Here is a 22,909-nt window from a genome sequence, read left to right as displayed (position 1 = left end):
CACATCATGCGCGTTGCCGGACGCGTCCTGATGGATGGCGATCAGGCAGGGGACGCCGCCGCCGCGGGCATATTCCGAGCGCACGGTGTGGCCGGGGCCCTTGGGGGCGATCATGAACACGTCGAGGTCGGCGCGCGGCTCGATCAGCTGGAAATGCACGTTGAGGCCGTGCGCGAAGGCGATCGCCGCGCCCTGCTTGAGGTTGGGGGCGAGATCGTCGGCATAGATGCCGGCCTGATGCTCGTCCGGCGCCAGCACCATGACGACATCGGCCCAGGCCGCGGCCTCGGCGTTCGTCATCACCTTGAAGCCGGCGCCGGTGGCCTTGTCGGCGGTCTTCGAACCCGGGCGCAGCGCGACGGCGACTTCGGCGACGCCGGAATCGCGGAGATTGGCGGCATGGGCGTGGCCCTGCGAGCCATAGCCGATGATGGCGACCTTCTTGCCCTTGATCAGGCCGACATCGGCATCGGCATCATAATAAACGCGCATGGTTGTGGATTCCCGTCTGTTGTCCTGAATTCTGCTGGCGGAGCGCTTAAGCTGCCTCGGCGCCGCGCGCAATGGCGACGACGCCGGTGCGGGCGACCTCGACCAGCCCGACTTCGCGCATCAGCGCGATGAACTGGTCGACCTTTTCGGTGCTGCCCGAGACTTCGAAAACGAAGCTGTGGGTGCTGGTGTCGACCGGCCGGGCGCGGAAGATGTCGGCGAGGCGCAGCGCCTCGACCCTTTTGTCTCCGGTGCCGGCGACCTTGACCAGCGCCATCTCGCGCTCGACGTGGGGGCCGAGTGCGGTGAGATCGAGCACGCGGTGGACGGGCACCAGCCGATCGAGCTGCGCCATCACCTGCTCGATCATCGGCGGCGGCCCGGAAGTGACAACGGTGATCCGCGACACCTCATGGTCGGCGGTGACATCGGCGACGGTGAGGCTCTCGATATTGTAGCCGCGCGCCGAGAACAGGCCGACGATGCGGGCCAGCACGCCGCTCTCATTGTCGACGAGGATGGACAGCGTGTGCCGCTCGGAGGGGGTGTGCTTCATCAGACCAGCGCCTTTGCGTCTTCGTCCGGCTCGCCGGTCGGGACTTCGCCTTCGAGGATCATGTCGGTGTGCGCCGCGCCGCTCGGGATCATCGGGAAGCAGTTGGCGAGCTTGATCACCCGGCAATCGACCATCACCGGGCCGTCATGCGCTAGCATTTCGGCGATGCCGGCATCGAGGTCATCGGCATCCTCGATGGTGATGCCCTTCCAGCCATAGGCGTCGGCGAGCTTGATGAAGTCCGGCAGTGCATCCGAATAGCTTTGCGAATAGCGGCTGCCATGGTTCAGCTCCTGCCACTGGCGGACCATGCCCATATATTCATTGTTGATGATGAAGACCTTGACCGGCAGCCGGTACTGGGTGGCGGTGCCGAGCTCCTGGATGTTCATCTGGATCGAGGCCTCGCCGGCGATATCGATGACCAACGCGCCGGGATTGGCGAGCTGGGCGCCGATGGCGGCCGGCAGGCCATAGCCCATGGTGCCGAGCCCGCCTGACGTCAGCCACTTGTTCGGGGCATCGAAGCCGAAATGCTGGGCGGCCCACATCTGGTGCTGGCCGACCTCGGTGGAGATGATCGGCTTCCTGTCGCGCGTCATTTCCCACAGCCGCTTGATGGCGTGCTGGGGCAGCAGCGGGGCGCCCTTCTGGGTGAAGCCGAGACTGTCCCGCGCCCGCCAGCCGGCGATGTCCTGCCACCAGCCGTCGAGATCGGCGGGCTTGTGGCCGCGAGCGCGCCAGAGCTTGATCATGTCCTCGAGCACGCTGCCGACGTCACCGACGATGCCGAGATCGACCCGCACGGTCTTGTTGATCGACGAACGGTCGATATCGACATGGATCTTGCGGGAATCCGGCGAGAAGGCATCGAGACGGCCGGTCACCCGGTCATCGAAGCGGGCACCGAGGCAGACCATCAGGTCGCAGCGGTTCATCGCCATGTTTGCTTCATAGGTGCCGTGCATGCCGAGCATGCCGAGGAACTGCGGATGCTCGTGCGGCATGGTGCCCAGCCCCATCAGGGTGCTGGTGACCGGCGCGCCGGTGAGCTTGGCGAGATCGCGCAGCAGCTGCGAGGCGACAGGCCCGGAATTGATGATGCCGCCGCCGGTGTACAGCACCGGGCGTTCCGCCGCCGCCAGAATCTCCACCGCCGCCTCGATGGCGGCGAGATCGCCCTTGATCTGCGGCTTGTAGGTCTTGTGGGTGGCGGTGCCGGGGCGCTCATAGCGGGCGCGCAGGATCTGCACATCCTTGGGGATGTCGATGACCACCGGGCCGGGACGGCCGGAGCGGGCGATATAGAATGCCTCATGGATCACCGGGCCGAGCTTCGCCGTCTCCTTGACCAGGTAATTATGCTTGGAACAGTGGCGGGTGATGCCGACCGTATCGCATTCCTGAAAGGCATCGGTGCCGATCAGGTGCGTGGGCACCTGGCCGGTGAGGACGATCAGCGGCACCGAATCCATCATCGCATCGGTGATGCCGGTGACGGCATTGGTGGCGCCGGGGCCGGAGGTGACCAGCACGACGCCGACCTTGCCCGACGAGCGGGCATAGCCTTCAGCGGCATGGACGGCGGCCTGTTCATGGCGCACCAGGATGTGGCGGATGCGTTCCTGCTGGAACAAGGCATCATAAATGGGTAGCACGGCGCCGCCGGGATAGCCGAAGACGACCTCGACCCCGAGATCGGTCAGGGCCTTGACGATAATTTCTGCACCGGTCAGTTCCGTGCTCACGACAACGTCCTTCAAAAACACACCGCACAAAAGCGAAGCGTGTCCCTAGGCATCACAAGTTGCGCTGTCAACCGGATTTGACGCAATAATCGAACAAATTTGCCGCGCCAACGGCAAAAAGATTATTGAATGCGCCTTATGCATGAAAAAGGGCGGCGGTCTTTGCGACCACCGCCCTTGCATTTGCGGTACCGGTGAGGATCAGGCGAAGACGACCGGGGTGCGGCGGCGGCGGGCGGCCATGCCGACGGCGCCGAAGCCGAACAGCAGCATCGCCCAGGTCGCCGGCTCGGGGACGGCGGTGAGGGTGGTCGGCGGGATCAGCACGCTCGGGATGTCGTTGGTGCGGAAGGCGAAGACCCGGTCGATGACGATGTCCTTCGAGGGGAATTCGTTCGAATTGAACTTGAAGGCGGTGTTGTACCAGCCCGACTGGGTGATCTGGGCGACGCCGCTGGCATAGAACCAGGTCTGGCCGGCCGAGCTGCCGTCGATCATCGTCGAGACGACCGGCGTGTCGAGGATGGTGGCCGTGAAGCTCGAATTGCCGTCGTTGGCGAGGCCATTGGCGGTCAGATAATAGCTGAAGCCGATGCGGAAATTGCCGGGGTTGAGGTAGGTGAGCTGCGACAGGGTTTCGTCGACCGAGAAGTCGCCGACGAAATAGGCGGCCTGGGTGCCGACCGCATCCGGGCTGGCCGAAGCGGCATTGTCCGGGGTGACGGCCTCGCCGTAAGCGCCGGTCGGATACTGGGCGGTGCTGTTGTAGGTGATGACCGAGGCCTGCTGGTCCTGGGCGGGGTTGCCGTCCGGAGTATTGGTCTTCTTCCAGCTCAGGAAACCGTTGGTGCCGGGGGCGCCGAGCTCGAAGCTGCCGTTCTTGATCAGGTTGGTGACGGCGTGGGCCGGGGTGGCGGCGACGGCAATTGCCAGGATCGCGGTGCTGAACAGGGTGCGCATGGATAGGTCCTCGAGTCGAATAGAATGAATGCGTATTAACCGAGGGGTCTGGTATTAATCAATGAGTAATATGTTAAGTAGCGTTGTTTGGCTCGTGTTAACTATCTTGTTGGGCGAGAAGGGTGGCGGCACTGTCCGTTTCGGCGGCGGTGAGGCGGGGCCATGACGCCAGCCGGCCGTTGAGCCAGGTCATCTGGCGCTTCTGGTACTGGCGGGTGGCGATGAGGGTTTCTTCGCAGGCCTGCGGAAGAGAGATCTCGCCGGTCAGCGCGCGGGCGAAGGGGGCGACGCCGAGTGCTTTCATCACCGGCAGCTGGGGGTCCAGGCGGCGGGCGACGAGGGCGCGGACTTCTTCCAGGGCGCCCTGGGCGACCATGGTGCCGAGCCGGGCTTCGGCGGCGGCCCAGCGGGTCGTGCGGTCCGGGGCGACGACGAGGCCGCGAATTTGGTGGGTGTCGGCGAGGCCGCCGGTGCGCTGCGCCTGCCAGTGCAGCAGCGACCGGCCGGTGGCGCGGATGACCTCGAGGGCGCGGAGCAGGCGCTGGCGGTCCGAAGGGCGGAGGCGCGCGGCCATTTCCGGGTCTTCGGCGGCGAGGGCGGTGGCGGCGGTTTCGGTGGGGAGCGCGCGGACGGCGGCGCGAATCTCGGCGTCGATCTCGGGGACCGGGGCGATGCCGTGGAGCAGGGTTTCGATATAGAGGCCGGTACCGCCGGTGACGATCGGCAGCCGGCGCTGGGCGAGGGTGTCGGCGATGGATGCGTGCGCGAGTGCGGCCCAGTCGGCGGCGTCGGCGGGATCGGCGCCGTCGCGGATGCCGTAGAGGCGGTGAGGGACGCGGGCCTCGTCCTGCGCGCTCGGGCGGGCACTGAGCACGTGGAGATCGGCGTAGAGCTGGCTGGCGTCGGCGTTGATGATGGTGCCGCCGAGGCGCTCAGCCAGGGCGACGGCAAGGCCGGACTTGCCGCTGGCGCTCGGGCCTGTAATCAGCGCCACCATGGAACCCGAATCGCGCCCGGAATCGCTCATTGTTACCCTCATTGCTGCCGGGCGCTTGTCGGCCGGGGACGCGGCGCTGGCAAGCGATGCGCTGGCGGGGGCCGGCGCGGCGGTGAAGGGCTGGGACTGGCTTGATCAGGGCGATGCGCTCGACCTGACGGTGGGCGGGATCGGGGCGCGGGCGGCGCGCGGGGTGCTGGAGGCCGCGCTCGGGCACGTCGATGTGGTGGCGCAGCCGGCGGCGGGCGTGCGGCGCAAGCGGCTGCTGGTGGCGGACATGGATTCGACGATGATCCAGTGCGAGTGCATCGACGAGCTGGCCGATTATGTGGGGCTGAAGCCGCAGGTGGCGGCGATCACCGAGGCGGCGATGCGCGGCGAGCTGGACTTTGCCGAGGCGCTGCGGGCGCGGGTGGCGCTGCTGGCGGGGATGCCGGTGGCGACGCTCGACGAATGCCGGCGCGAGCGGGTGCGGTTGATGCCGGGCGCGGTGGCGCTGGTGCGGACGATGGCGGCGAACGGCGCGAGGACGCTGCTGGTGTCCGGGGGGTTCACGGCCTTTACCGGGCCTGTGGCGGCGGAGATCGGCTTTGCGTCGGCGCAGGCGAATGTGCTGCTGGTGGCGGACGGGCGGCTGACCGGGATGGTGGCGGAGCCGATCGTCGATGCGGCGACCAAGCGGGCGGCGCTGCTGGGGGCCGGGGTGCCGATCGAGGCGACGCTGGCGGTGGGGGACGGGGCGAACGATATCCCGATGATCGAGGCGGCGGGGCTGGGCATGGCCTATCATGCCAAGCCCAAGGCAGCGGCGGCGGCGGATGCGCAGGTGCGGGTTGGCGATCTGACGGCGCTGCTGTGGGCGCAGGGGTATCGGCGGGCGGAGTGGGTGGTTAGCTGAGCGCGGCCTTGAGGCGTTCGTTGATGATGGCGGGGTTGGCCTTGCCGCCCATGGCCTTCATCGTCTGGCCGACGAAGAAGCCGAACAGGGCCTCCTTGCCGGCGCGGTACTGAGCGACCTTGTCGGCATTGGCGGCGAGGATCTGGGCGATGGCGGTGTCGATGGCGCCGGTGTCCGAGACCTGGCGGAGGCCACGCGCGTCGACGATCGCCGAGGCGGAGTCGCCGGTTTCCAGCATGGCTTCGAAGACGGTCTTGGCGACCGAGCCGGAGATGGTGGCGTTGTCGACCAGTGCCAGCAGTTCGGCGGCGCTTGTCGGGGAGACCGGGGAGGCGTCGATTTCGAGGCCGAGGCGCTTGAGGGCGCCGAACAGCTCGCCGCTGGCCCAGTTGGCGGCGGTGCGGGCGATGTCTGCCGGGGCTTTGTTGGTGCGGGTGGCGAGATCGGCGACAAGGGTCTCGAACCAGTCGGCGGTGGCTTTTTCGGCCATCAGGACGCCGGCCAGATAATCGGTGAGGCCGAGGCTTTCGATATAGCGGTGGCGCTTGGCGGCGGGGAGCTCGGGGAGGCTGTGGCGGCAGGTCTCGACGAAATCCTCGCTCAGCTCGACGGGGAGCAGGTCGGGATCGGGGAAATAGCGATAGTCGTGGGCGTCTTCCTTCGAGCGCATCGGGCGGGTGGTGCCGGTGCCGGGATCGAACAGCCGGGTTTCCTGGACGATGGTGCCGCCGGATTCGAGGACGGCGACCTGGCGCTTCGCCTCATGCTCGACGGCCTGGGCGATGAAGCGGACGGAATTGACGTTCTTGGTTTCGGTGCGGGTGCCGAAGGCGGCGCCGGGGCGGCGGACCGAGACGTTGACGTCGGCGCGCATCGAGCCTTCGTCCATGTTGCCGTCGCAACTGCCGACATAGCGGAGCAGCTGGCGCAGCGCGGTGACATAGGCGGCGGCTTCGGCCGGCGAGCGGATGTCCGGCTTGGAGACGATCTCCATCAGCGCGCAGCCCGAGCGGTTGAGATCGACGAAGCTCTTGGTCGGGTCGAGATCATGGACCGACTTGCCGGCGTCCTGTTCGAGATGGATGCGCTCGATGCCGATGCGCTTTTCGCCGGCGTCGGTCTCGATCAGCAGGTCGCCCTCGCCGACGATCGGGTGGTAGAGCTGGCTGATCTGATAGCCCTGCGGCAGGTCGGCGTAGAAGTAATTCTTGCGGTCGAAGCGCGACCAGCGGTGGATCTCGGCGCCGAGCGCGAGGCCGGTGCGGACCGCCTGGCGGACGCACTCGCCGTTGAGCACCGGCAGCATGCCGGGCATGGCGGCATCGACGAGGCTGACCTGGGTGTTGGGCTCGGCGCCGAAATCGGTGGCGGCGCCGGAGAAGAGCTTGGCCCTGGCGGTGACCTGGGCATGGACTTCGAGACCGACGACGATCTCCCAGTCGCCGGTGTCGCCCTTGACGGTGTAGGTGCTGGTGTCTGCCATGGCGTTTCTATTGCCGCGCCCCGGGATTTTGGCAAGGTGGCGCTCAGCGGCGGGGGCGGCGCTCAGCGGCGCGGCTTGAAAACCACGAGCAGGTTGATGGCGAAGTTGAACACCGTGGCGATGACGATGGCGAGCAGCTTGGCGATGATGGCGAGGTCCGGCAGCCGGGCGGCGAGGCTGGCGGGGACGAGGCCGGGCAGCAGGCCGGCGAACCAGACGGTGAGGCCGACATTGAGGCCTAGGCCGATGACGGCGCCGGCGAGGAAGCGGAAATAGCCGGCGATGGAGCGCTGCGAATCGAAGACGAAGCCGGCGGAGGTGCAGTAGTTGCAGATGCTGGCGGCGAGGAAGCTCAGTGTCGCGGTGACCGCCAGCCCGAGGCCGAGCGGCAGCAGCAGCGCGAAGGTGAGGGTATCGACGACCGCGGCGAGGCTGCCGGTGACGAGGTAGCGGGCGGCCTTGCTGCCGGTGCTCTTCACGGGCCTCAGCCCTGCGGCGGGGCGTGTTGCAGATAGATCAGCCGCTTGACCTCGCCGCGCCCCTTGGTGACCGTATCGAGGATGAGGCCGGTGACCACCGACAGGGTGGCGAGGATGACCAGGCCGACGATCAGGAAGGCGGTGGGGAAGCGCGGCACCAGCCCGGTTTCCAGATAGGTCCCGATGATCGGGATGGCGAGGACGGTCGAGATGGTCAGCAGGAAGGCGGCGATGATGCCGAAGAACTCGATCGGCCGTTCGTAGCGATAAAGGTTGATCATCGTGCCGAGGATGCGGAAGCCGTCCGTATAGGTCGACAGCTTGGAGACGCTGTTTTCCAGCCGCGCGCCATAGGCGGTCGGGACCTCGGCGACCGGCATCACCAGCTCGAGCGCATGGACGCTGATCTCGGTCTCGATCTCGAAGCCGGCCGAGCGGATGGGGAAGGACTTGACGAAGCGGCGCGAGAACACCCGGTAGCCGGTGAGAATGTCCGAGAAAGACCGGCCGAACATCTGGGTGAGCAGGCCGGTGAGCATGGCATTGCCGAAGCGGTGGCCCGAGCGATAGGCGGCGGTCTGGTCCGAGACGCGGGCGCCGACCACCATGTCGAGGTTCTCGGCATAGAGCTGCTCGACCATGCGGCGGGCGGCGCCGGCCTCATAGGTGGCGTCGCCATCGGCCATCACATAGATGTCCGCCTCGATGTCGGCGAACATGCGGCGGACGACGGCGCCCTTGCCCTGGGTGCGCTCGGTGCGGACGGTGGCGCCGGCGGCGGCGGCGACGGCGCAGGTCCGGTCCCGCGAATTGTTGTCATAGACATAGATTTTCGCCTCGGGCAGCGCCGCCTGGAAGGCGGCGACGGTGACGCCGATGGCGGCTTCCTCATTGTAGCAGGGCAGCAGCACGGCGACGCGCAGGGCGGCGGGCAGCAGGGATCGTGATGGCGACTCTACCACGGACGGCAGTGCGGCACCGGCCAGCGTCCCGCCGGCGGCAACCGGATCGAGCGAGGGGAGCGCGGTATCGTGCGGGGAGAGGCCCAAGGCGCAGTCCTTTTCGGTGCGGTGTCCGGGATAGGGTCCCGGTGGCATGGCGGGCGGAACTTATGCGTTCGCAGCAAAAATGGAACAGAATTCTTGTAGCACATCGTTAATTATGCGAGTCCCGAGGGGCTGGTCTGTGGAAAAGATAAATATCGCTATGGCTTTAACGGCTTATCCGATTCCGTGTGCCCAGCGGCCGGCATCGGGCCGCGCCTGCCTGTTCAGGACGATCGGATGAGGGCGAATCCCCGCGCTCCAGCGTCCGTCCCGGCGTCGATCCCGGCCACACCGGCGCCCTCCTGTTCTCCGGCACTGCCGTGGCTGCTGCTGGCCGCCGGGCTGCTGCTGGCGCCGGCGCTGATCAATGGCACGATCTTCCTGTTTCCCGACAGCATCGGCTATTTCCATGCTGGCGAGGCCAGTCTGAAGACCGTCGCGCGGCTGCTCTCCCCCCCAGCCGACCCTGCCGGCCCCGCCGCTGCGCCGATGCTGGCGCGCGAGGCCGAGGACGGCATCTCGACCTCGCGCTCGGTCTATTATGGCGTGCCGTTCGTGCTGCTCTACCGGCTCGGCGGCGAATGGGCGCTGGCGCTTGTGCAGACGGGAATCGTGCTGGTGGCGCTGGCCGCCGCCCTGCCCCGGATGGCCGTGCCACGCCGGCTCCAGCCCTGGGTGCTGGCCGGCGCCGTGCTGACCGGCCTCGGGCTGTTCACCACCGTCGCCATGCCCGATCTGTTCGCTGGCCTCGCCGTGCTGGCGTTGGCGATGCTGCTGCCGCATGCGCAAATGTCGCCGCGCGAGCGCTGGCTGTGGGCGCTGCTGCTGCTCGCCGCCTGCATGACCCACAAGGGCATCCTCGCCATGGCCGCGGCGCTGCTCGGCCTTTACGTGTTCTGGCACCTCGTGACCGACCGGCGCTGGAACCGGCTGCCGCTGCCGCTGCTGGCGCTGGCCATTGCCGCCGCCGGCCATGCCGCCGTCAACTATGCCGTGGAGAAGATCGCCGGCCAGCCGCTGGTGCAGACGCCGTTCGCGCTGGCGCGGATCGTCGGCGACGGCACCGCCGAACGCTACCTGGCCGATCATTGCCCGACCGCCGCCGCGGCCGACCGCTATGTGCTGTGCGACCATCTCGACCGCTTCCCGATGACCGAAAATACCTTTCTCTGGTCCCATGACCCGGCGAAGGGCATCATGAATGCGCTGCCCGTCGCCGAGCGCGAGGCGATCAGCGCCGAATCCGGCCGGCTGGTGATCGCCGCCGTCACGGCCCACCCGCTCCACCAGATCGGCGCTTCGCTGCGCAACCTCGTGGCGCAGTTCAGCCTCGTCGGCGTCACCGAATATGCGCTCGGCCCCCGCCCCGGCCCCGGCGCCAGCCGCGCCATGGCCGGCGTGCTCGACCGCTACGCCGACAGCCCCGCCCGGCACCGCCCCGGGCTGTTCGACACCGCCAGCCTGATCATGACCGCCACCTACCTCGCCAGCCTCGCCGTGCTGATCATCGCCCTCGCCCGCCTCCCCGGCACGGGCTGGCGCCGCCAGCCGGTGGTGGAAATCATCGCCTGGCTGCTGCTCGGGCTGATCGTCAACGCCGCCGTCTGCGGGGTGATCGGCGGGGTGTTCGACCGCTATCAGGGGCGGATGGCGTGGCTGATGCCACTGGCGGCGGTCGCCGCCGTGGCGCTGGCGCGGCGGCTGCGGGGCGGGATGAGGGCTTGAACGCAGCCGGGGACGCATAAGCGGCAGGGCGGGAAGAGGTGGAAAGCGGCCATTGGCGTTAGGCGAACTCATCTCGTTTTTGCTTGGGCCGCAATCGACCAACCTTTCGAGCGGCGGAATGCCAAAGGCGTGTCTCGAAGTAGCCTAGCTCCTGACCCGCCTCTGCATCGCCTGCTTTTGACGCTCGCGTTAGCCATTGGCGATAGCCGGTCATGTCATTTCGATTGAAGCAACTCATAGCCGCATTTTTCGCCGCCCGGGCATCGCCTTTTTGAAAGGCACGATAATAGAGACCTGCTGCGCTAAATGCGTCAGCGGGTGTGCCGAAAGCTTTGGCGCTGTTGTCGCTCGAGAACCAATCTGCCAATTCGATCATAGCCCCGGTGTGGCCCCTGAGCGCGAGGTGCCACATGATTGGCATCCACAGACCTATTTGCCGCTCGTAAAGGATCGCCAATCCCTTCAGGTAGAGCCGATCGGCAGTTGTTTGGTCGGTCAAGTATTCCATTGCTCAACAATCGCACACCAATTCAAAGTCCGCTAATGGGCGCCAACAGACTTTGACATTTATGAGTTAACGGCTTGGCCTCCGGCGGCTGGGGCCTTGGCCCCAGACCCCGATTAGGTGTATGCGGTAGGGCTGGCGTGCGCCGCAGGCGTTTGAGTGCGCTGCGCGCGGGCGATATGCCCGGCGTTCAGGACAGGCCCATTCAAGGGGTCCGGGGGCAAGCCCCCGGCCGCCGGAGGCTCCCTACAAGTCCTTCTCGAACACCCGATAGGTGCGCGTCACTTCGCTTTCCAGCACGTCGGCGATGGAGCGCATCGGGCCGTTGTCGTCGAGGATCCAGCCGATTTCGCCGTCGGTGGCGCCGAAGTCGCGGATGGCGTCGCGGCGGATGTATTCGATCATCTGGAAGGCCATCAGCGAGGCGACGCGGTGTCCCTGGAGCGATTTGCGGATGCCCATCAGGGGCACGCGGACGCGGGTGACGCGGGGTTTGTGGAGGCGCCAGAGCAGTTTGGCCCAGCCGAAGGGAAAGAGGTTCCCGTTGAGGTCGCGGGTGAGTTCGTTGATGTCCGGCAGGGTGATCATGAAGCCGACGGGTTCGCCGTCATATTCGGCGATGCGGATCAGGTTTTCGAAGACGATGGGTTTGAGTTTCTTGCCGACATGGGCGATTTCGGCCGGGGTGAGGGGGATGAAGCCCCAGTTGTCGGCCCAGGCGTCGTTCAGGATATCGAGGATGAGCGCGGCTTCGGCTTCGAAGTTCGACTTGTCGACGGGGCGGGTGACGAGGCGGGCGTTGCGTTCCGAGGCGGCGACGATGCGCTGGACGATTTCCGGGAAGGGGCGCTGGATGGGGAGGCTCCAGCAGTGCAGGTCCTTGACGCCGGCATAGCCGTGGCTGGTGATCAGCCGCTGGTAATAGGGCAGGTGGTGGCCCATCATCACGGTCGGCGGGCCGTCGAAGCCTTGCACGAGCAGCCCGGGCTCGTCCCAGATCGACAGGCTCATCGGCCCCTGGGCGCGGGTCATGCCTTGGGCGCGCAGCCAGGTTTCGGCGGTGTCGATCAGCAACGTGGCCACGGCGGGGTCGTCGATGCACTCGAACATGCCCCATTGGCCGAGCCCGGGGGCGACATGGCTGAGCACCAGCTCGTCGATCTGTGCGGAGATGCGGCCGACGACCTGGCCGTCGCGCTCAACGGTCCAAAACTGCGCCTTGCCGTGGCCGAACCACGGGTTACCGGTGGGAGACATCAGCGCCTTCACTTCGGCGCGGAGCGGGGGCACGAAATGCGGGTCGGCGGCGTAGAGCCGGTAGGGCAGGTTGATGAAACGGTCCCGGTCGGCGCTGTTGCTGACCGGGACCAGTTTCAGGTCCGAAGGCGGGACTGACAAGGGCTGGTCAGGCGGATTGGCGCTTGCGGGGATGGCCGGTGGCGATGATCCCGCCCGACATTTCCTTCACCCAGGGGTAGGTCTTCGCGACCTCTTCCGAATAGCCGAGGTTGAACACCGAGGGGCTCTTGGCCGGGCGCTGGTCGCGCTCGTAGAAAGTACCCAGCGCCTTGTCGAGGGCGAAGTTGGTGATGCCGAAATTGCCGGTCTCGTCATGGAAATGGTGGGCCATGTGGCGGGCCTTCATGTCGGCCAGCCATTTTGCGCGCGGCTTGTAGCTGAGGTGCTGGATGCAATGGCAGAATTCGTAGAAGCAGGTCATCAGCAGCCCTGCCGACAGCGCCACGGCGGCGGCGCCCGGCCCGCCGATCAGCCAGCCGACGGGCACGGTGGCGACGACGATGGTCGGCAGCGTGGTGTAGAGCGCGCCGAAAAGGATCTCGAGGTGGTTGGGGTCCTGGTGATGGTCGTAGTGGATGCGCTTCCAGGTCGCGGCGGTGAGCGGCGACTTCCACATCCACTGGCCGTGCAGCACCCAGCGGTGCAGCGCATACCAGATCGCCGGATAAGCGATGACGGCGAAGACGGCCGAGACGGTGCCGGCGACCAGCGTCGGCGGGTTGTAGAAGGCATAGACGCCGGCGGCCAGCGCCAGCACCAGATAGGCCTGGATCGCATAATATTGGAAATAGGCCACGACCAGCTCCCGGAGGGTCATCCGGTCAAGGTAGTGGCTCCGGTTCCAGATACCGGACTTGGGCAGGACAGCGGCCTTCACGGACTTCTCCGAACTTTGATCAGCCTTCCAATATAGGCGCATTGCGGCCAATTTGGGACGCCTCGCCGCCCCGCGACGTCCTGCCGCTACTCTTCGGTGCGGATCAGCACCGCCTCGCCGATCAGCAGGAACAGCAGGAATGGCGCCCAGGCGGCCATCAGTGGTGGCACGCTGCCGAAATTGCCCATCGCCAGCATGAAATTGTCGGCAACGAAGAAGGCGAAGCCGAGGAACATGCCGATCACGGCGCGGACGAACAGCTTGCCCGAGCGCGCCAGCCCGAACGCCGCCACGGCGCCGAGCAGCGGCATCAGCACCGCCGACAGCGGGCCGGAAATTTTGTGGTGGGCGGCGGCGATCAGCGTGTCGACCGGCTTGCCTGCCGCGCGCTGCTCGGCGATCTGCGGCCATAGCTCCCAGAGCGACAGATAGGCGGGGTCGAGCGTCGCGGTGGTGAACTGGCGGGGGATGACGCTGGTGGCGAAGGCCATGGAGGGCTGGGTGGCGACCGTGCCGCGCGCCACGTCGAAGATGCGAACGTTGCGGAGTTCCCAGCCCGAGGCGATCGGCCGGCCTTCGTCGGCCATCACGATCCGGGTCAGCCGGTTGTCGACCCGGTCGTAGATGGTCACCCCGCCCAGCCGTGTCGTGCTGTCGATGCCGGTGACGCTGTCGGCGTGGAACAGGTCGTTGCCGCCGCGCACCCAGCTGGCGGTTTTCGGCGGGGTGGCCTCGGTGACCTTGCGATATTCATTGGCCTGCCAGACCTTGAGGGTCTGTGTGGCCCTGGTGACGATGCGTTCGTTGAAGACGAAGTTGACCGCCGCGATCGCCAGTGCCGCCATCATCAACGGCAGCAATATCTGGTGGGCGGAGATGCCGGCGCCCTTGAAGATCACCACTTCGCTGTTCTGGTTGAGCGTTGCCAGCGTCACCAAAGTCGCCAGCAGGACGGCGAAGGGCAGGAACAGCTGGATGATCTGCGGCACGCGCAGCGAGACATAGGTCCAGAGCTCAGCCTCGCCATTGCCGGCGGCGGCGAGAATCTTGCCCGATTCGCCGAGCAGATCGAGCGATTCGAGAATCACCACCAGCCCGATGATGAAGGCGGCGGTGCGGATGAGGAACATCTTCGCCGTGTACCAGGCGATGGTCCGGGAGGGGAAAAGTCGCATGGTCAGCCCGCCGACAGCGCGTCATCGCGCCAGTTGCTGCGGCGCATAAGCTTGGCGGCCGCCGCGCCGAGCACGCTTGCCAGCTTGCTGAACCAGCGTTCGAGCAGCCCCAGCGGTTGGCCGCCCGGCACATAGGCCAGTGTCCGGTACAACCAGAGCGTTACCCCGCAGAAGAGCAGATAGGGCACCCATTGCGCCAGCACCGGGTCGACGCGGCCGAGGCTGCCCATGCGCTCGCCATATTCGGTGATCTTGTGGAAGGTGACCAGCGCGATCAGCGCGATGAACACGCCCAGCGCCGAGGTCGAGCGCTTGGGCGGCACCGCCAGCGCCACGGCGAGGAACGGCAGGATGAACATCACCACGCACTGCACCAGCCGGCGGTGAAAGGTGGCGCTGGCATCGCGCCGGGCCTCGGGCGTCGCCTTGCTGTCGAGGATCGTCGCGCCGAGTTCGGGCAGGGTGCGTTCCATATTGCCTTCGCCGCGCTTGCGGAACGAGGTCATGCTCGGCAAATTGACCGGCAGGTCGTGCTGCGCGAAGCTCAGCACGCGCGGCACGGTGTTCGGTGCCGGGCTGTGCACCATGGTGCCGTCGGTCAGCCGGAGCAGGATGACATCCGGATCGTCGGTGGAGAGGAAGGTGCCCTTGGAAGCGGTCACCGCCAGGCTCTGGCCATCCGCGCCCTCGGCGCGGACGAACAGCCCGCGCAGATCGGCGCCGCCATCGAAGCTTTCCTCGACCCGCAATGTCATGCCCTTGCCGAGGCTGGCGAATTCGCCGACCTTGATCGAGGCGCCCAGTGCCCCTGAACGCAGCTCGAAGCGCAGATTCTCATAGGCATAGCGCGACACCGGCTGCATGAAGCCGACGATGCCGAAGTTGATCAGCGCGAACACCCCGGCAAAGATGAACGGCACCCGCAGCAGCCGGTTGTAGGAGATGCCCACCGCCCGCAGCGCATCCAGCTCCGAGGTCAGCGCGAGGTTCCGGAATGACAGCAATATGCCCATCATCACGCCGATCGGGATGCCGAGCGACAGATATTCGGGCAGCAGATTGCCGAGCATCCGCCAGACGACATTGACCGGCCCGCCCTCGTTCATGACGAAATCGAACAGCCGGAGCATCCGGTCCAGCAGCAGCAACATGGCGGCGATGACCAGCGACGCCACCAGCGGCACGATGATCAGCCGCGCCTGATAGCGGTCAAAGCGGGTAAGGGCGAACAAGGGCGGGCCAATATTCCATTGCAATTTCGGCAGGTGCGCCCCAGTTTTGCCGCATCCAGCCGTCATTAAGGCGTTGTGGTGGAAAATCCACCGTCTTTCCTCCCTATAGCCGGGTAGAACATCAAGGTCATGATCAAATATTGCGGCGCCGCTGTCGCGGCCCTTCTCTCCACCTTGCCTCTCGCACCGGCCGCCGCCGCGGTGCTCGGCACCGATGCGTCGGCCTGCGCGCCCGGTGCCCGCGGCCCGGCGATGCTGGTCACCATTACCGGCTTCAAGGACCGGGATGGCAATCTGCGTGTCCAATATTATCCGGCGGAGGAAGAGGATTATCTGGGCTCGGGCCGCTACATCCGCCGCCAGGAAATGCCGGTGACGCCGAACGGCGACATGCAGGTCTGCCTGACGCTGCCGGCACCGGGCGACTATGTGATGGTTGCGCTGCACGACCGCAACGCCGACGGCAAGCTGTCGGTCTGGGGGGACGGGATCGGCTTTTCCAACAACCCCAAGATCCCGCTCGGCAAGCCGCCGCTGAAGAACACCCGCTACACAGCCGGCCCCGGCGTCAACCAGATGAACATCGTCCTCAACTACATGCACGGCCTGTCGGTGAGGCCGATCAAGCAGAAGTAGCGGGTTATTCGGCGGCCTGGCGGAACAGCCCGACTGCCTCTGCCGCCATCGAGAAGCGCTCCAGCACCGTCTCCAGCTGGTCGGCATTGTGCTCGGCACAAAGCGAGCAGCGCAGCAGGAACACGCCGGCCGGCGTCGCCGGCGGCCGGGACATGTTCACATAGACGCCCAGCTCGATCATCGCCGCCCACATCCGCACCGTCGTCTCCTGGTCCGGCATCAGCACCGAGACGATGGCGGATTCGGGTGTGTCGGTCGCCAGCCGGAAGCCGCGCGCCTTCAGCCCGCCGTGCAGCTTGGCGGTCATCGCCCATAGCCGCTGGCGCTTCTCGCCGGCGTGCATCAGCTTGCGGATCGAGGTGGCGGCGCAGGCCACAACGGCAGGCGGCAGCGAGGCGGTGAAGGTGTAGGGCCGGCAGACCAGCCGCAATATCTCGAACTTCGGGTGGTTGGACACGCAGAAGCCGCCGACCGTGCCGACCGACTTGGAGAAGGTGCCGACGACGAAATCGACATCGGCCTCGACGCCCGCCGCCTCATAGACGCCGCGGCCGTTCGGCCCGAAGAAGCCCATGCCATGCGCCTCGTCGACCAGCACCATGGCGCCATGCGCCTTGGCTATCGCCACCAGTTCCTTCAGCGGCGCGATGTCGCCGAGCATCGAATAGACGCCTTCGAGGATGACCAGCTTGCCGGCCTCGGGCGGCAGGCGGCGCAGCCTTTTCTCCAGGTCCTCGGCGCTGTTGTGCTTGAAGCGGACGATATCGGCATTGCCGAGATAGCAGCCATCATAGATCGACGCATGGCTGTCGGCATCGAGGATGATGTAGTCGCCCTTGCCGGCCAGCGTGGCGACCATGCCGAGATTGGCCTGGTAGCCGGTGGAGAACACCATGGCATGGTCCATGCCGTAGAAGTCCCTGAGCGCGTCCTCGCATTCCTTGTGGCCCTGGTAGGTGCCGTTGAGCACCCTGCTGCCGGTGGTGCCGGCGCCGAAGCGGGTCAGCGCGTCGTGACCGGCGGCGATGACGTCCGGATCGAAGGTCATGCCCATGTAATTATAGGTTCCGAGCAGAATCGTCTCGCGCCCCTGGATGATCGCCACGGTCGGGGATTTGACCTCCTCCATGACGATGGCGAACGGATCGCGTACCCCGGTCGAGAGCAGGGCGGCGCGCTCGTTGATCAGCGGATCAAATTTCGAGAACAGGTCTGTCATTTCTTGACGAGCCTGGTCACGGCATCGGCGACCTGGCCGATGGTTTCGAGGTCCGGGAGCATGTTAAGCGGCATCACGATGTCCCATTCGTCCTCCATCGAGGCGACGAGGTCCATCACCGTCAGCGAGTCCATCTCGAGGTCACCGGCGAAGCTGGTGTCCTCGCCGAGCGGCACATGCTTGGGGTTGAGCGGTTCGATCAGCTCGATGATCCGGGCATAGACTTGGGCGCGGTCGCTCACATGACTCTCCGAAAACCTATTGGGCGCGAGCGTAACGCCTTTGCCATATATACCCGCCAATGACAGGAGAAGATGGCGAAATGGCGGCTTCGGGGAGCTGACCCCGAGAGTTTCCAAATCACCGGTTTGCGCTCATGCTGTCTCCGCCGGCACAGGGCAAGGGGGACAGGCATTGGACGACAGCCAAAAGACCGGGGCGGACTCCGCCGCGCCGCATCCGCACAGCATCTACATGCTGCGGACGATGCAGCAGCAGCACATGACGCTCTCGGCGATGGCCGACCAGAAGGCCAATATGCTCCTCGGCGTCAGCTCGGTGGTGCTGGCGCTGGTGGTGCGCGAGGGCAGCATGGCTCGGTTTCATCCCGCGATGATCATCCTTACCGTCACGGTGTTCCTCGCGGCGCTGTGCTGCCTGCTGGCCGTGCTGCCGTCGATCGGCCGCCCGCCGGCACCCGTGCAGCCCGTCCAGCCCAACATGCTGTTTTTCGGCGTGTTCACCGAATTCGACGAAGAGGCGTTTCATCGCCACATGCAGGGCATCATGGGGTCGGACGAGGCGATCTACCGGGCGATGATCCGCGATGTCTATCAGCAGGGGCTGGTGCTCAAGCGCAAGAAATACCGCTTCCTCGGCTACGCATACCGGGTCTTCATCGTCGGGCTGGTGCTGACCTTCGTCGCCCTGCTGATACCGGGTCTATAGCCAGCCCGCGTCCCGGTACCCCGCCACCGTTGCCGCCAGCCCCTCGGCGCCGGGAAGCGCCGGCGCCCATAGCCCGGCCAGCGCGGCATTGCCGCCGCGCGCCACCCAGTCCGGATGGCCGAGGTAGCGCGCCCGGTCGCGGCTCAGTTTCGGCAGCCGCCGCTGCAGCCGCGCCAGCCCCGACGCCATGCCGGCCGCGCCGGCCAGCAGTCCTGCCGGCACATTGATCATCCGCACCCGCGCCCGCCCCGCCGCCGCGCCGGCCAGTGCGGCAAATTCGGCGTGGCTGTAGCCGCCGGCGTCGCCGCGCCCGTCATCGAGCTCCAGCACCACGCCTGACGGCCCGCCCGCCGCCAGCACCAGCAGCGCCCGCGCCAGATCGTCGACATGGATGATCGAGATCCGCCCGGCCGCCCCGCCGGGCGCCAGCCCGAAGCCGGCCGCCGCCAGCCGGAACAGCGGCAGCATTTCGGTATCGCCCGGCCCGTGCACGGCCGGGGGGCGCACCATCACCCAGTCGAGGCCGCTTTGTGCCACCAGCGCCTCGGCCCCGGCCTTGGACCAGCCATAGTCGGAGAGCCCCGGCTCGCGCGCCGCCAGGCTGGAGACATGGACGAACCGGCGGACGCCAGCCGCTCGCGCCGCCGCGATGACGGTGGCGGTGCCGCGCATGTTGCCGGCCTCGAACCCGGCGCGGTCGGCGGCGTTGACTACCCCGGCGATATGGATGACTGCCTCCGCGCCGTCGCACAGCCGGTCCAGCGCGGCGGTGTCGGCGAGGTCGCCGGTTACCCAGCGGTCGCCGTCGCGCGGCCGGCGGGTCAGGGCCCGCCAGTCGTTTCCGGCCAGCGCCAGCACGCGGCCGCCGACGAAGCCGGTGCCACCGGTAATGGCCAGCACGGCCGCCGCCTCAGGCGGCGACGTCGAACGGCTGGATTTCACCCGACAGATATTGCGACCGCGCCTTCGACCGGCTCAGCTTGCCCGACGAGGTGCGCGGCAACGTCCGCGGCGGCACCAGCTCGACGACGCAGCTCATGCCGGTGATGGCGCGGACCTTGTTGCGGATCGTCTCGCGCAGATGGCTCCGCTCGGCCGGGTCGGACGTACGGCACTGGACCAGCACCGCCGGCGCCTCCTCGCCCGACGGCGTGGTGATGGCGAAGGCGGCGATGTCGCCGGCCTTGAAGCCCGGCAGCTGTTCGATCGCCCATTCGATATCCTGCGGCCAGTGGTTCTTGCCGTTGATGATGATCATGTCCTTGGCGCGGCCGACGATGAAGATCGAGCCGCTGACCAGATAGCCCATGTCGCCGGTATCGAGCCAGCCGTCCTCGGAGAGGGCGGCGGCGGTCGATTCCGGATCACGGAAATAGCCGGCCATCACGCCCTTGCCGCGCACGAAGATGCGGCCGATCTTGCGGTCGCCGAGCAGCGCGCCGGCCTCGTCGCGGACTTCAATGGTCAGCCCGGGCACGGCCTTGCCGCAGTTGACGATGGCGCGGTAGCGGGTCGGCCGCCGGCTCTCGGTGCGGCCGCCGGTCAGCCCGGCCAGCGTCCGCTCGTCGATCAGGTCGGAGACGATGCCCTCGCCGAGCGGCATGATCGACACCGCCAGCGTCGCCTCGGCCAGCCCGTAGCTGGGCAGGAATGCCGAGGCCTTGAAGCCGGCGGCGGCGAACACATCGACAAAGGCCTGCATCACCTCGGGGCGGATCATGTCGGCGCCGTTGCCGGCAACCCGCCAGCGCGACAGGTCGAAGCGCTCGGCGACATCGATCGAGGCCGAGATCCGGCGGGCGCAGATGTCATAGCCGAAGGTCGGTGAATAGCTGAGCGTGGCGTCCGGGTTGCGGCTGATCAGCGTCAGCCAGGACAGCGGCCGCCGGGCGAAATCTTCGGTGGCGAGATAGTCGACCGAAATCTGGTTGGCCAGCGGCGCCAGCATGCAGCCTACCAGCCCCATGTCATGATACCAGGGCAGCCAGGAGACGACGCGGTCGCCGTCGCCGGCTTCCATGCAGTGCGCATGGCCGGCGAGGTTGGCGAGCAGCGCCTCATGGGTGACCGCGACGCCGTGCGGGAAGCGCGTCGAGCCGCTCGAATATTGCAGATAGGCGATGTCGGTCGCCTGCGGCTGCGGCAGATCGACGACCGGCGCCGGCGCGGCGAAGAACTGCGACCAGTCATGGGCGGGGCACAGCGCAGCCGCGGCCTCGGCGACCATCGGCATCAGCCCCTCGGGCGCCAGCACCATCTTCGGGTCGCAGGAGCGCAGCTGCACGGCCAGCTGCTCGATATAGGCATCGCGGCCGCCGAAGCTGGTCGGCAGCGGCAGCGGCACCGGCAGCCCGCCGGCATAGATGGTGGCGAAGAAGGCGGCGGCGAAATCGGCGCCGGTCTCGGCGATCAGCGCTACCCGGTCGCCGGGCTTGACGCCCTCGGCGATCAGCCGCAGCGCCCGGGTGCGGGCATCGGCGGCCAGCTCGGCATAGCGATAGGCGCGGACCAGATCGGCGCGCGCATCGTGGAAATTGAAGCCCTTGTCGCCCCGCGCCGCATAATCGAGCGCCTCGCCCAGCGTCGAAAAATCGGCGCGGCGATAGGCCAGCCCGTCATGGGTGGGGGTGGGCACCAGACCCGGCAAGCCATTGTTCTGCAAGCCTTGAACTCCCTCAACTGGCGGCTCGCTTGTGGCATTCTGCCATGGCGGCCGCACGACCCTCTGATTGTTATCGGGTCATGCATGACAGAGGCGCGGGTTCAAATTCCGGCCCGATCATGGCAGGATCATGGCATGAGCGATGAAATGCGGCCCCGATCCCGCGCCGAGCGTGTCCCCCGTCCGCTCGATGCGCCGGGGCTGGAGGCGCTGGCGCTGCATTATGCCGCCCGCTACGCCACCACCCGGCAGAAGCTGCGGCGCTATCTCGATCGCAAGCTGAGGGAACGTCCCTGGCATGGCGACGCGCCGGCCGACCCCGAGGCGCTGGTCGAACGGCTGGCCGGGCTCGGCTATGTCGATGACGCGGCCTGGGCAGCCTCGCGGACACGTGACATGGCGTCGCGCGGGCTGGGGCGGCGGCGCATCGTCCAGACATTGGCGGCTGCCGGAGTCGTGACGGATCCGGGGGCGGAAGACGAAGCGGAAGACGACGTCCCGCCGAGCCCTTTCGCTGCCGCAATCCTGTTCGCGCGCCGCCGCCATCTCGGGCCTTTTGCACGGGAAAGCCGCCTCGATCCGGCTGTCGTCCAGCGCCGGGCGCTGGCGGCGATGTTGCGGGCCGGCCATGATTTCGATGTCGCCCGCCGCGTGCTGGCCGCGCGTTCCGAGGCCGAGGCCGACGCCCTTTCATCATAAGAAGCATTCGCAAAATCTTCTTGCAGACCGTTTTTCCCGCCGCTAGCTGCTCCTGAGAATAGGTTGCATAAGCGGAGTGGGGTCATGAAATCCTTGTTGTCGGTCTCGGTGCTGGCGCTTGCCATCGCCCAGGCGCTGCCCGCTGCGGCGGTTGCCGAAGAGGCGCTGGAGGCCAATGACTGGGGCACCGGGCTGATCACCGTCACCGCCGCCAAGCGCGATGCGCTGGATATCGGCGGCGCCGTTACCGTCCTCGATACCGAGGAACTCGACCGCTTCTCCTACAGCGACGTCAACCGCATCCTTCGCCAGGTCCCCGGCGTCATCCTGCAGGAGGAGGATGGCTTCGGGCTGCGCCCCAACATCGGCATCCGCGGCTCGGGCACCGACCGCTCGGCCCGGGTGGCGATCATGGAAGATGGCATTCTCATCGCGCCGGCGCCCTACTCAGCGCCCGCCGCCTATTATTTCCCGCGCATGGCCCGGATCGCCGGCGTCGAGGTCGCCAAGGGGCCGGCCGCGATCAAATATGGCCCGATGACCGTCGGCGGCGCCATCAACTTCTTCTCGACGCCGCTGCCCGATACCGCGGCCGGCGTACTCAGCGGCCGCGCCGACCTGTTTGGTGGCAGCTATGACAGTTACCGCGCGCTCGGTTCGGTCGGCGGCTGGGCCGGGCTCGGCGGCGGCGTCGAGATCGGCGCCATGGTCGAGGGCCTCTATGAGCACAGTTCGGGGTTCAAGGAGATCGATCGCGGCCGGAATCAGGGGGCAGGTGATACCGGCTATGAGATCAGCGACATGGTTGCCAAGCTCGGCCTGCGCAGCACCGACGGCACCCATGCCCTGACCTTCAAATACCAGCGCTATTCGGAGACCAGCAACGAGACCTATCTCGGCCTGTCGCTCGCCGATTTCCAGCGCGATCCGAACCGCCGCTACAACGCCAGCCAGCGCGACATCATGGATGTGGCGCACGAGACCTTCCAGCTGACCCATGACTGGCGGCTGAGCGATGCGTTGCGCGTCACCACCACCGCCTATCGCACCGACACGGCGCGTGCCTGGTACAAATTGAACGACATCCGCAACAATGCCAACACTGGCTGGACCAGTATCGCCGGCGTCCTCGACAATCCGGCCGCCGCGCCCGTGCAATATGCCGAGCTGGTCGGCGGCAGCGGCTTCTCCGGCCGCGCCGGCTCGCTGCGCGTCCGCAACAATAACCGCGTCTACCAGGCCAGCGGCGTCCAGACCGCGCTCGAAGGTCGCT

At 67.0% G+C, this 22,909-nt stretch carries 23 protein-coding genes; 6 read left to right on the top strand and 17 right to left on the bottom strand.

Features of this window, described 5'->3' with window-relative positions; translation table 11 throughout:
- The 5 genes from ACTIFJ_RS10455 to miaA form a co-directional block, all read right to left on the bottom strand.
- The coding region (locus ACTIFJ_RS10455) for an NAD(P)-binding domain-containing protein (RefSeq protein ID WP_439534055.1) at nucleotides 1-522 on the bottom strand (522 nt) is incomplete at its 3' end.
- Nucleotides 523-538: 16 nt separating this feature from the next.
- On the bottom strand, nucleotides 539-1,048 hold the full coding sequence (gene ilvN, locus ACTIFJ_RS10450; protein WP_439534052.1) for an acetolactate synthase small subunit: 510 nt from the start codon (nucleotides 1,046-1,048) through the stop codon (nucleotides 539-541).
- Nucleotides 1,048-2,796 (bottom strand): acetolactate synthase 3 large subunit, encoded by a 1,749-nt coding sequence (locus ACTIFJ_RS10445; protein ID WP_439534051.1) that lies wholly within the window; start codon nucleotides 2,794-2,796, stop codon nucleotides 1,048-1,050. The genes ilvN and ACTIFJ_RS10445 overlap by 1 nt, the downstream gene beginning before the upstream one ends.
- A 201-nt stretch (nucleotides 2,797-2,997) precedes the next feature.
- On the bottom strand, nucleotides 2,998-3,756 hold the full coding sequence (locus tag ACTIFJ_RS10440; RefSeq protein WP_439534050.1) for a PEPxxWA-CTERM sorting domain-containing protein: 759 nt from the start codon (nucleotides 3,754-3,756) through the stop codon (nucleotides 2,998-3,000).
- Nucleotides 3,757-3,853: 97 nt separating this feature from the next.
- The gene (miaA, locus tag ACTIFJ_RS10435) at nucleotides 3,854-4,783 is read right to left on the bottom strand and encodes a tRNA (adenosine(37)-N6)-dimethylallyltransferase MiaA (protein ID WP_439534049.1); all 930 of its coding nucleotides are present in this window, start codon (nucleotides 4,781-4,783) and stop codon (nucleotides 3,854-3,856) included.
- On the opposite strand from miaA, the gene serB reads away from it, so the two are divergent.
- The gene (serB, locus tag ACTIFJ_RS10430; RefSeq protein ID WP_439534048.1) at nucleotides 4,752-5,651 is read left to right on the top strand and encodes a phosphoserine phosphatase SerB; all 900 of its coding nucleotides are present in this window, start codon (nucleotides 4,752-4,754) and stop codon (nucleotides 5,649-5,651) included. The two genes, miaA and serB, sit on opposite strands and share 32 nt — an antisense overlap.
- Here serB and gatB read toward each other — a convergent pair.
- From gatB to ACTIFJ_RS10415, 3 genes are all read right to left on the bottom strand, one after another.
- Nucleotides 5,644-7,134 carry an Asp-tRNA(Asn)/Glu-tRNA(Gln) amidotransferase subunit GatB gene (gene gatB / locus ACTIFJ_RS10425; RefSeq protein ID WP_439534047.1) on the bottom strand — a complete coding sequence of 497 codons (1,491 nt, stop codon included), beginning with the start codon at nucleotides 7,132-7,134 and terminating at the stop codon, nucleotides 5,644-5,646. The genes serB and gatB overlap by 8 nt on opposite strands.
- Nucleotides 7,135-7,196: 62 nt before the next feature.
- Nucleotides 7,197-7,613 (bottom strand): GtrA family protein, encoded by a 417-nt coding sequence (locus ACTIFJ_RS10420; RefSeq protein ID WP_439534046.1) that lies wholly within the window; start codon nucleotides 7,611-7,613, stop codon nucleotides 7,197-7,199.
- 5 nt (nucleotides 7,614-7,618) lie between these two features.
- Entirely contained in the window at nucleotides 7,619-8,575 is a 957-nt protein-coding gene (locus tag ACTIFJ_RS10415) for a glycosyltransferase family 2 protein (RefSeq protein ID WP_439534054.1), read from the bottom strand.
- A 321-nt stretch (nucleotides 8,576-8,896) separates the two neighbouring features.
- Between ACTIFJ_RS10415 and ACTIFJ_RS10410 the strand changes: the two genes are divergently transcribed.
- Nucleotides 8,897-10,384, top strand: a complete 1,488-nt coding sequence (locus ACTIFJ_RS10410; protein ID WP_439534045.1) for a hypothetical protein — start codon at nucleotides 8,897-8,899, stop codon at nucleotides 10,382-10,384.
- Nucleotides 10,385-10,442: 58 nt separating this feature from the next.
- Here ACTIFJ_RS10410 and ACTIFJ_RS10405 read toward each other — a convergent pair whose 3' ends face one another.
- From ACTIFJ_RS10405 to ACTIFJ_RS10385, 5 genes are all read right to left on the bottom strand, one after another.
- Complete coding sequence (locus ACTIFJ_RS10405) at nucleotides 10,443-10,883, bottom strand: hypothetical protein (protein ID WP_439534044.1); 441 nt, start codon at nucleotides 10,881-10,883, stop codon at nucleotides 10,443-10,445.
- Nucleotides 10,884-11,135: 252 nt separating this feature from the next.
- Nucleotides 11,136-12,287, bottom strand: a complete 1,152-nt coding sequence (locus ACTIFJ_RS10400) for an N-acetyltransferase (protein WP_439534043.1) — start codon at nucleotides 12,285-12,287, stop codon at nucleotides 11,136-11,138.
- Between the two features lie 7 nt (nucleotides 12,288-12,294).
- Nucleotides 12,295-13,107, bottom strand: coding sequence for a sterol desaturase family protein (locus tag ACTIFJ_RS10395; RefSeq protein WP_439534053.1), 813 nt, complete (start codon nucleotides 13,105-13,107; stop codon nucleotides 12,295-12,297).
- 44 nt (nucleotides 13,108-13,151) lie between these two features.
- Entirely contained in the window at nucleotides 13,152-14,240 is a 1,089-nt protein-coding gene (gene lptG / locus ACTIFJ_RS10390) for an LPS export ABC transporter permease LptG (protein ID WP_439534042.1), read from the bottom strand.
- A gap of 2 nt (nucleotides 14,241-14,242) precedes the next feature.
- Nucleotides 14,243-15,472: an LptF/LptG family permease gene (locus tag ACTIFJ_RS10385; RefSeq protein ID WP_439534041.1), complete on the bottom strand. Its 1,230-nt coding sequence runs from the start codon at nucleotides 15,470-15,472 to the stop codon at nucleotides 14,243-14,245.
- Nucleotides 15,473-15,601: 129 nt separating this feature from the next.
- Here ACTIFJ_RS10385 and ACTIFJ_RS10380 point away from each other — a divergent pair, with 129 nt between their 5' ends.
- Nucleotides 15,602-16,108 carry a DUF2141 domain-containing protein gene (locus ACTIFJ_RS10380; RefSeq protein WP_439534040.1) on the top strand — a complete coding sequence of 169 codons (507 nt, stop codon included), beginning with the start codon at nucleotides 15,602-15,604 and terminating at the stop codon, nucleotides 16,106-16,108.
- 4 nt (nucleotides 16,109-16,112) lie between these two features.
- Here the strand turns inward: ACTIFJ_RS10380 and spt are convergent, their stop codons facing one another.
- A complete protein-coding gene (spt, locus tag ACTIFJ_RS10375) occupies nucleotides 16,113-17,327 on the bottom strand; it encodes a serine palmitoyltransferase (RefSeq protein WP_439534039.1) in 1,215 nt (404 codons plus the stop codon).
- A complete protein-coding gene (locus ACTIFJ_RS10370; protein WP_439534038.1) occupies nucleotides 17,324-17,569 on the bottom strand; it encodes an acyl carrier protein in 246 nt (81 codons plus the stop codon). The genes spt and ACTIFJ_RS10370 overlap by 4 nt, the downstream gene beginning before the upstream one ends.
- A 172-nt stretch (nucleotides 17,570-17,741) precedes the next feature.
- Here ACTIFJ_RS10370 and ACTIFJ_RS10365 point away from each other — a divergent pair, with 172 nt between their 5' ends.
- Nucleotides 17,742-18,275, top strand: coding sequence for a Pycsar system effector family protein (locus ACTIFJ_RS10365; protein ID WP_439534037.1), 534 nt, complete (start codon nucleotides 17,742-17,744; stop codon nucleotides 18,273-18,275).
- Here the strand turns inward: ACTIFJ_RS10365 and ACTIFJ_RS10360 are convergent.
- Entirely contained in the window at nucleotides 18,270-19,175 is a 906-nt protein-coding gene (locus ACTIFJ_RS10360) for an NAD-dependent epimerase/dehydratase family protein (protein ID WP_439534036.1), read from the bottom strand. The genes ACTIFJ_RS10365 and ACTIFJ_RS10360 overlap by 6 nt on opposite strands.
- Before the next feature lie 10 nt (nucleotides 19,176-19,185).
- Nucleotides 19,186-20,937, bottom strand: coding sequence for a fatty acyl-AMP ligase (locus ACTIFJ_RS10355; RefSeq protein WP_439534035.1), 1,752 nt, complete (start codon nucleotides 20,935-20,937; stop codon nucleotides 19,186-19,188).
- 135 nt (nucleotides 20,938-21,072) lie between these two features.
- Between ACTIFJ_RS10355 and ACTIFJ_RS10350 the strand changes: the two genes are divergently transcribed.
- Together ACTIFJ_RS10350 and ACTIFJ_RS10345 are read left to right on the top strand one after the other, a co-directional pair.
- Nucleotides 21,073-21,636, top strand: coding sequence for a regulatory protein RecX (locus tag ACTIFJ_RS10350; RefSeq protein ID WP_439534034.1), 564 nt, complete (start codon nucleotides 21,073-21,075; stop codon nucleotides 21,634-21,636).
- Nucleotides 21,637-21,720: 84 nt separating this feature from the next.
- Nucleotides 21,721-22,909 (top strand): TonB-dependent receptor plug domain-containing protein (locus tag ACTIFJ_RS10345; protein ID WP_439534033.1); only part of this gene is annotated, 1,189 nt, incomplete at its 3' end.

The organism is Polymorphobacter sp. (assembly GCF_051860865.1).
Lineage (GTDB): Bacteria > Pseudomonadota > Alphaproteobacteria > Sphingomonadales > Sphingomonadaceae > Sandarakinorhabdus.
The sequence above is the reverse complement of the archived record's forward strand: the minus strand, read 5'-3'. Positions and strand labels throughout refer to the sequence as shown.